Here is a 6,952-nt window from a genome sequence, read left to right on the forward strand (position 1 = left end):
GATCGGCGTTGCCACCGCAACGAACTCCTCGCACTCTCATGTCGAGAAGAGACCAGACCAACTCGGCAAGTTCGTCTCGCGACCGCTGGTGGTCCGCAGCAGAGAACGGTACGTGAGGGAAGACGACAGGAGGACGACGATCAAGGGCGTTGCGGGGATGTTCATGTTCAATGTACAGTCGCATGCCAGCCCAAGTTAGAGCCGCCCATGCAACTTCTACCGTTGGCTCCCGACCTTTCGTTTCCGCCATTGGGGCGATCTCCTGACGATCTGCTGTTCTCCTTTCGGGTGAAACAAGCCGCCATTGGGCCGTACGTCACCCAGAAGTGGGGGTGGGACGAAGACTATCAATTCGCCGTGCATCAGCGCCACTTCGAGGAGAAGCCCTTTTTTGCGATTGAGCGCGGGCGAGCACGCATTGGGACGATCTCTGTACAGCAGATTGGCCACCATATCCGGTTCGGAGAATTCTATATACTTCCGTCAGATCAGAGGGCCGGGCCTGGCACGCGCATACTGGCGCACTGCCTCGACGCTGCCGACAGCCTGAGCCTTCCCGTTCAACTGGAATATCTAAAGTGGAATCCTGTCGGGTCGCTCTACAAAAGGCATGGTTTTGTCGTCACCGGCGAGACAGAAATCCATTGGCTCATGGAGCGACCGGCGCATGGCTTTGGCTATTAACATTCGGTCCGACGATTCCTCCGCAGAGCGGATCGAAGCCTTGTGGGATGAAGTTGCCGCGTTTGAGAACCAGCCTTCGATGAGGGCTCTTGGCTATCGCCCTCATTTTACATTCGCCATCTATGATGCGCCGGAGATTACCGCGAAGACCGCGTGGGAGGCCATGCTCCGCGCAGTAGGAGGCGAAGGGCAACTACTGGTCGCGTTCAAGCGAATTTGTTGGTTTGCAGGTCCGCCGCTCGTGCTCTGGGCGGAGCCGGAATTCGATGAAACGCTCGTCCGATGGCACGCTTCCATCAGCGCTGCGATCGATCCAGCCTTTTGTCGGCTGCACTATCGGCCCGAAAACTGGCGACCTCATTGCACGCTCGGCACACAAATCGCCGACGGTAAGCGTGATGACGCGATCGCTTTCGCGCAGTCATTCAACGGGAGCATCAGCGTTCTGTTCGACGTCGTGGATTGCGTTGCTTTTCCGCCTGTGCGTGTGGTTTCGGAAAAGGGATTGCCGCTTCGCACTCCGTGCGGTGTGCGATCATTCGCCGAGCATGCAGATCATTTGTAATCGATCCGGATCGAGCCGACCTTCTCATCGTGCCGGATGAAGCCTCCTTCGATCCCTGGCATCATCGCAATTTCAACGACGTTGCTCCCGCGCCAGCTGGGCAGTATCTCCGCGTGACCGGCGAAGCCGAGGAATGCGTGGCTGCGATCGCGTGAAAAGGTCCGGTCCATCGGTACGATGCTCGCGTATGTGGAATCCGGTACCGTTGCGCTGCATTCCTGCCTGAAGACAAGCACCGCTTTGGTGCCGTCGGGCGACAGCGTCGAGCTTAGGATCACGTTGCGGCAGCTGGCGAACCCTTCCAGTGCGAACCAGATAAGACCAATCATGGCCGCGATTCCGACGCCGGCCACAGCAAGCATCGTGATCGCGATTCGTATCCAGAGTTTCGAAGGACGGCGAGAGAGCGTCATCCAGCTCATCCCTGAACTTCTAAGCCGGCGATGCGGCGCGGGCCGTCAGGCGCAGCATAAAGCGTGCGCCTCTCCCGACGATGCCATCCTGCCCCTGTTTTGCCCGACAAGTCAAACGCGACTTCGGAAAAGCCGTAACCCCTTGATTCCCCTGGTGCCGTCTACTGTGCATGGGGTTGTTTTGCCATTTTTGATGGAACGCTCTCGGCCGACCGCTGACGCCGACGTCAGGCATCCGGGCTCGTTCGATATCGGAGCGGGCAGGAGGATGGATGGTGGGCGCACAAGGGATCGAACCTTGGACCTCTCCCGTGTGAAGGGAACGCTCTCCCGCTGAGCTATGCGCCCGGGACCATCATGCGGGCGGCCGGACGTTTCGGCCGGCCGGCACATTGGAGCCCGCGATTTAGAAGTGCCGGCCGAAGGTGTCAAGTTTCCAGGCGGCGCGGGGCCGGAAAACCTTGCCTCAGTGGTGCAATCCGCAAGGGAAGCCGGATTTTGGGCCGGTTACGCGCCCTGCTGGCGGGCGCGGGAGGCGTGGGCCTGGAGCGCGCGGATGCGCTCGGCCAGCGTTCCGCCGCCTTCGGGCAGGGTGGTAGTGGCCGCCCCATTGGTTGCGGCATCGTTGGCCGGACGCGGCGCCGGCTTGGGCGGCTGGCCGGCCTCGGCCGCCAGCAGCGCCTCGATCGGCGAGTTCGGGCCTTCGAGCTGCATTGCGAGCTTGGCGACTTCCGCCGCGATGTCGTTGATGCGCTCGCGCAGAAGCGCATTCTCCATGCGCTCGGTTGCCCAGGAGCTCTCCGCCTGTTGCTGGATCGCATTGATGTCGCGCTGGAGTTTTGCGCGTTCGTCGCGGGCGGTGCGGAGCTGCTCCTCCAGCGCGGCCTTTTCCGCGCGCAACTGCTCCATCGCGGCCGACGACTTGCCGCCGCTCAGGCCCGCGATTTCGACGCGGAGCTCCTTGATGGTGCGCTCATTGCTCTCGTTGGCCTGGCGGAGCTGGTTGTTCTCATAGTCGCGCTCGGCGAGCAGCTTGCCTTGCGTAGCGAGCCGTCCCTCGAGGTCGGCGACGCGGCCCGATAGCATCTCGGCTTCCTTGACCTGCACGAGCAGCTGGCGATCGAGCTCGGTGACGCGCTGGCTCAGATTCTCGACGCGGCCGCGGGCCTCGTTGAGCTCGCGCGAGGCGGTCTCGGATTCGGTCCGCTCCTGCGCGAGGCGTGCCTGCGTGGCGGCAAATTCTTTCTCGGCATCGCCGACGCGGTTCTTCAATTTCTCGATCTGCGCGCGCACCGCGACCAGCTCGACCTGGCGGCTCTCCGCCATCATCGAGCGGTCGGAGAGTTCGGAGTTGATCTTGGCGAGCTCATGCTGCTTGTCGGCCAGCGCGACCTCGGCGGCGCGCAAGGCTTCCGTCTTGGCGCTGAACTCCTCTTCGGTGGCGCGGAGCTGCTCCTTCACCGCCTTCTCGCGCGCTTCCAGCGCGAAGATCGTGGCGTTCTTCTCGCCAAGCTCGATCTTCATGCGATTGATGGCATCGCTCTTCTTGCCGAGTTCGGCGAGCTGGCTCGTGGTCTTGTTCTTGAGCTGCTCGACGCTCATCTCGAGCCGCCGGGCCGACATGGCGAATTCGGCGCGGAGCTGGTCCTTGTCGGCCTGGATCTCGGCCATCGACAGCGGGGTTGCGGCCTCTAACCGGCGCGTGGTCAGGCGAACCGCGCGGTTATGCACCAGCGGCACGAGGGCGAGCCAGCACAGCATCGAGAGCAGGAAACCGATCGCCAGGTACATGATCGGTTCGACCATGGGCCAGAACTCCCAAGCTTAAGGAAAAATTCACCAACGACAATGCCATGGCGGGCCGGCAAAAAGCCAGCCCCGCTCTGTCGTTAACCTTGATCGGTCGGTGGATGGGAGCGCGAGGACCTAGAACGGGTTCCAGGTCGCCCGCGGGGTGTATTTGAGATAGCCGATATTGGCGCCCAGCCGCAGGCCGAGCCCGGAGCGGATCGGCACCAGCACGATGTTGTTGGCGGTGAGCGCGGTCATGCCGAAGCCGCCGATGATGTAGGCCGAGCCGTCGATGCCGGCGAAGCGCTGGTAGATCGCGTTGGTGGCAGGCAGGTTGTAGACCAGCGTCATGGTGCGGGCGCCGTCGCCGCCCCAGTCGAAGCCGAGCGAGGGACCCTGCCAGTAGACGCGCAGATCGCCGGCGTTCTTGGTGTAGAGCGTGCCCTCGCCGTAGCGCAGGCCGGCGACGAAGGCGCCGGAGCCTTCCTCACCCAGGATGTAGCCGTTCGGCAGGCCCCACTGGCTGACCGCCTTCTCGATGATCGAGGCGAGCCCGCGCGAGACGTTGCCGAAGAAGCGGTGACCGGCGGTCACCAGCTCGTCCGGCCCATAGGTGTTGGGCGTCGGGGACCGCTGCGGCGGCGGCAGGTTAGGCGGCGGCGCCTGCTGGGCGGAGGCCGGCACGATCCAGCCGATCATCGCGGCAAGCGCGAGCGCAGCAAGGCGTGATGCGAAAGTCATAAAAGAACCCCTGGTATCGAATCCGGTCGCTTCCTTAACCTGACGCCAACAGGCACGGCTCTAGGTTGCGCCGGAGTCCCCTCGACTCGGATGTTATCCGCAGCAACTATGACGGCACAACGGCAGGAAGATAGCCCTTTGCGCCCCGGAATTGCCTTGATCGCCCGTCTCGTCTGCCTGCTGGCGGGCATTTGGATCAGCTGCCCGGGGTTGCCGGCAGGAGCCGCCACCACCGAGCGGATCATCGTCAACCGCTTCACCGGCATCGCCATCGAGGGCTTCGACCCCGTCGCTTATTTCGTCGCCGGCACAGCCGTGCAGGGGACGGCGGAGTTCGAGGCGAATCTCTGGGGTGCTGTCTGGCGCTTCCGGAACGAGGGCAACCGCGCCTCCTTCCTGGCCCATCCCAAGATCTACGGACCGCAATTCGGCGGCTATGATCCGGCCGACATCGCCCGCGGCGTCACCATCGCCGGCAACCCCCGCTTCTTCGCGATCGTGGCGCAGCGGCTGTATTTGTTCAGCCGGGAAGCCAATCGCGACGCCTTCGTCGCCGATCCCGAGCGCTTCCTCTATGAGGTCGGCAAGCGCTGGCCGGCGCTTCAGGAGCAGCTCAGTCAGTAGCAGCCTACCGCCTGCGGGTCGCCCCAGGCGATGAACTCCGGGATGATGAAGCCGCTGTCGCGCCGCTTGCCGAAGCTGAGCTCGCCGCCCTTGCCGTCGGTCACCCTACCGCCAGCCGCGGTCACGACCGCGCAGCCGGCCCCGACGTCCCATTCCGAGGTCGGCCCGAAGCGGGGATAGATGTCGGCGCTGCCTTCCGCGATCCGGCCGAATTTCACCGCCGAGCCACACGTCTTTCTCACCGCGTTGGGCCTGTTGCCGATGAACGCCTCGCTTTTGGGATCGCCATGCGAGCGGCTCACCGCCGCGATCCAGGGCTCCCCTTGCGCCGGCAGCTTGCGGGTGTGGATCGGCTCGGCGGCACCAATGGTTGGCCCATTGAACTTCACGCGCTCGGCGCCGCGGCCGACGAGGCCGCGCCAGAGCAGCCCGAGCGCGGGCGCGCTGACGATGCCGAGCAAGGGAACGCCCCGGGTCACGAGTGCGAGGTTGACCGTGAACTCGTCGCGGCCGGCGACGAACTCCTTGGTGCCGTCGAGCGGGTCGATCAGGAAGAAGCTGCCCTGAAACGGCGGGGAGGCGAGCTGGGTTCGCTCCTCCGACAGTGTCGGGACGTCGCCCGCGAGCTGCGCGAGGCCGTCGGCGATGATACGGTCGGCCGCAAGGTCGGCCTCGGTCACCGGCGAGCCGTCCTGCTTGCCGTCGATCCGCATGGCGGCGCGGTTGACGGCAAGAATCGCTTCACCCGCCTTCACCACCAGCGCGGTGAGCGGCTCCATCAAATGCGATGCGGCCTCGGCATCGATGATCCTCACCTGCATGCCTCATTCATCGGCAAGTCTGCCCTCTCGGTTGATTCGCCCGCAGCTCTTATGGCCGCTTCGAACCTATCGCAAGCTAGCTGCCACCGGCTGGCGAATGTTAGAACCCGCAGCATCCGTCAAGCATGCGTGATTCGCGGCGTCCAGCGCCGTGCAATTCCAGGAACCCTCCAGGACCCCATTATATGTCTGACGCCTCGTCGCCCGCGACCGCTACTGCTCCCGATATGCTCGAACTCGCCGCGCTCCTGTGCTCGCGGGTCTGCCACGATCTCATCAGCCCCGTCGGCGCCATCGTCAACGGGCTCGAAGTGCTCGACGACGATCCCAAGCCGGAAGACCGCGAGTTCGCGCTCGACCTGATTCGCAAGAGCGCCAAGACCGCCTCCGCCCGCCTCCAGTTCTGCCGTCTCGCCTTCGGTGCCGCCGGCTCCTCCGGCGCCCAGATCGATCTCGGCGATGCCCAGACCATGGCGCGCGGCCACATCGAGGACGGCAAGTGCTCGATCACCTGGAATCTGCCGCGGCTGCTGCTGCCGAAGAATCGCGTCAAGCTGCTGCTCAACATGCTGGTCGTGGCCCAGCACACCATCCCGCGCGGCGGCACGCTGACGGTCGATCCGATCGGCGAGGGCGAGACGATGAGCTTCCGCATCACCGCGACCGGGCACAATGCGCGCCTGCCGCAGAACATCTCCGAGCTCCTGAGCGGCGAGCGCGGTCCGGCTGCAGATGCGCATGCAATCCAGCCCTACTACACGCGGCTGCTCGCGCAGTCCTGCGGACTTACGGTGACGCTCGCGCCCGAAGGCGAAGCCATCATCGTTAGCGCTTCGTAAACATACACGTCGCGCTCGGTTTCTTAATCGAATCTTTACGAGGCGCTTCGGCTTGTCCGGAGCGCCTTATCTCTTTGTTGGTTCCGTTCTTTTCCACATACTCAACCATTATTAAACGCTTTGCGGTGAAGCTGGCCCCATTCCGAAATGGCGCATCACGCCTCGTGCGCGCCCTTCCTGTATGAAGGCCAGTTTTCATGGATGATCTGTTGCGGGAGTTCTTGACGGAGACCAGCGAGAGCCTGGACACCGTGGACAATCAGCTGGTGAAGTTCGAGCAGGAGCCGAACAACGCCAAGATCCTGGACAACATCTTCCGCCTGGTCCACACCATCAAGGGCACCTGCGGCTTCCTCGGCCTGCCGCGGCTCGAAGCGCTGGCGCATGCCGGCGAGACCTTGATGGGCAAATTCCGTGACGGCATGCCGGTGACCGGGCAGGCGGTGACGGTGATCCTGTCCTCGATCGACCGCA

9 protein-coding genes and 1 tRNA gene are annotated in these 6,952 nt (G+C 63.9%); 5 read left to right on the forward strand and 5 right to left on the reverse strand.

What is annotated here, in order from left to right; translation table 11 throughout:
* Positions 1–207: 207 nt before the first annotated feature.
* Together YU9_RS0130270 and YU9_RS42945 are read left to right on the forward strand one after the other, a co-directional pair.
* Positions 208–684 (forward strand): N-acetyltransferase, encoded by a 477-nt coding sequence (locus tag YU9_RS0130270; protein WP_027576155.1) that lies wholly within the window; start codon positions 208–210, stop codon positions 682–684.
* A complete protein-coding gene (locus tag YU9_RS42945) occupies positions 668–1,249 on the forward strand; it encodes a 2'-5' RNA ligase family protein (protein ID WP_051380574.1) in 582 nt (193 codons plus the stop codon). The genes YU9_RS0130270 and YU9_RS42945 overlap by 17 nt, the downstream gene beginning before the upstream one ends.
* Here YU9_RS42945 and YU9_RS0130280 read toward each other — a convergent pair.
* The 4 genes from YU9_RS0130280 to YU9_RS0130295 all read right to left on the reverse strand — a co-directional run bounded on the left by YU9_RS0130280 (position 1,240) and on the right by YU9_RS0130295 (position 4,194).
* Entirely contained in the window at positions 1,240–1,671 is a 432-nt protein-coding gene (locus YU9_RS0130280) for a hypothetical protein (RefSeq protein WP_036018523.1), read from the reverse strand. The two genes, YU9_RS42945 and YU9_RS0130280, sit on opposite strands and share 10 nt — an antisense overlap.
* 264 nt (positions 1,672–1,935) lie before the next feature.
* Positions 1,936–2,010, reverse strand: a tRNA-Val gene (locus tag YU9_RS0130285).
* 159 nt (positions 2,011–2,169) lie between these two features.
* Positions 2,170–3,468, reverse strand: a complete 1,299-nt coding sequence (locus YU9_RS0130290) for a hypothetical protein (RefSeq protein ID WP_027576157.1) — start codon at positions 3,466–3,468, stop codon at positions 2,170–2,172.
* Positions 3,469–3,588: 120 nt separating this feature from the next.
* On the reverse strand, positions 3,589–4,194 hold the full coding sequence (locus tag YU9_RS0130295; RefSeq protein ID WP_027576158.1) for a DUF1134 domain-containing protein: 606 nt from the start codon (positions 4,192–4,194) through the stop codon (positions 3,589–3,591).
* 138 nt (positions 4,195–4,332) lie between these two features.
* Here YU9_RS0130295 and YU9_RS0130300 point away from each other — a divergent pair, with 138 nt between their 5' ends.
* The gene (locus YU9_RS0130300; RefSeq protein WP_027576159.1) at positions 4,333–4,818 is read left to right on the forward strand and encodes a YHS domain-containing (seleno)protein; all 486 of its coding nucleotides are present in this window, start codon (positions 4,333–4,335) and stop codon (positions 4,816–4,818) included.
* Here the strand turns inward: YU9_RS0130300 and YU9_RS0130305 are convergent.
* Entirely contained in the window at positions 4,812–5,639 is an 828-nt protein-coding gene (locus YU9_RS0130305) for a 3'(2'),5'-bisphosphate nucleotidase CysQ (RefSeq protein WP_027576160.1), read from the reverse strand. The genes YU9_RS0130300 and YU9_RS0130305 overlap by 7 nt on opposite strands.
* Positions 5,640–5,824: 185 nt before the next feature.
* Between YU9_RS0130305 and chpT the strand changes: the two genes are divergently transcribed.
* Positions 5,825–6,478 carry a histidine phosphotransferase ChpT gene (gene chpT / locus YU9_RS0130310; protein WP_027576161.1) on the forward strand — a complete coding sequence of 218 codons (654 nt, stop codon included), beginning with the start codon at positions 5,825–5,827 and terminating at the stop codon, positions 6,476–6,478.
* A gap of 197 nt (positions 6,479–6,675) precedes the next feature.
* Positions 6,676–6,952: Hpt domain-containing protein (locus YU9_RS0130315; RefSeq protein WP_027576162.1), on the forward strand; the 277-nt coding region annotated here is incomplete at its 3' end.

It is taken from the genome of Bradyrhizobium sp. WSM1743 (assembly GCF_000473065.1).
Lineage (GTDB): Bacteria > Pseudomonadota > Alphaproteobacteria > Rhizobiales > Xanthobacteraceae > Bradyrhizobium.

What these genes read in the sequence shown, in the direction of transcription:
- YU9_RS0130290 (WP_027576157.1), bottom strand. Translation starts at nt 3,468, where the DNA reads ATGGTCGAACCGATCATGTACCTGGCGATCGGTTTCCTGCTCTCGATG.
- YU9_RS42945 (WP_051380574.1), top strand. Translation starts at nt 668, where the DNA reads ATGGCTTTGGCTATTAACATTCGGTCCGACGATTCCTCCGCAGAGCGG.
- YU9_RS0130305 (WP_027576160.1), bottom strand. Translation starts at nt 5,639, where the DNA reads ATGCAGGTGAGGATCATCGATGCCGAGGCCGCATCGCATTTGATGGAG.
- YU9_RS0130295 (WP_027576158.1), bottom strand. Translation starts at nt 4,194, where the DNA reads ATGACTTTCGCATCACGCCTTGCTGCGCTCGCGCTTGCCGCGATGATC.
- YU9_RS0130270 (WP_027576155.1), top strand. Translation starts at nt 208, where the DNA reads ATGCAACTTCTACCGTTGGCTCCCGACCTTTCGTTTCCGCCATTGGGG.
- chpT (WP_027576161.1), top strand. Translation starts at nt 5,825, where the DNA reads ATGTCTGACGCCTCGTCGCCCGCGACCGCTACTGCTCCCGATATGCTC.
- YU9_RS0130280 (WP_036018523.1), bottom strand. Translation starts at nt 1,671, where the DNA reads ATGAGCTGGATGACGCTCTCTCGCCGTCCTTCGAAACTCTGGATACGA.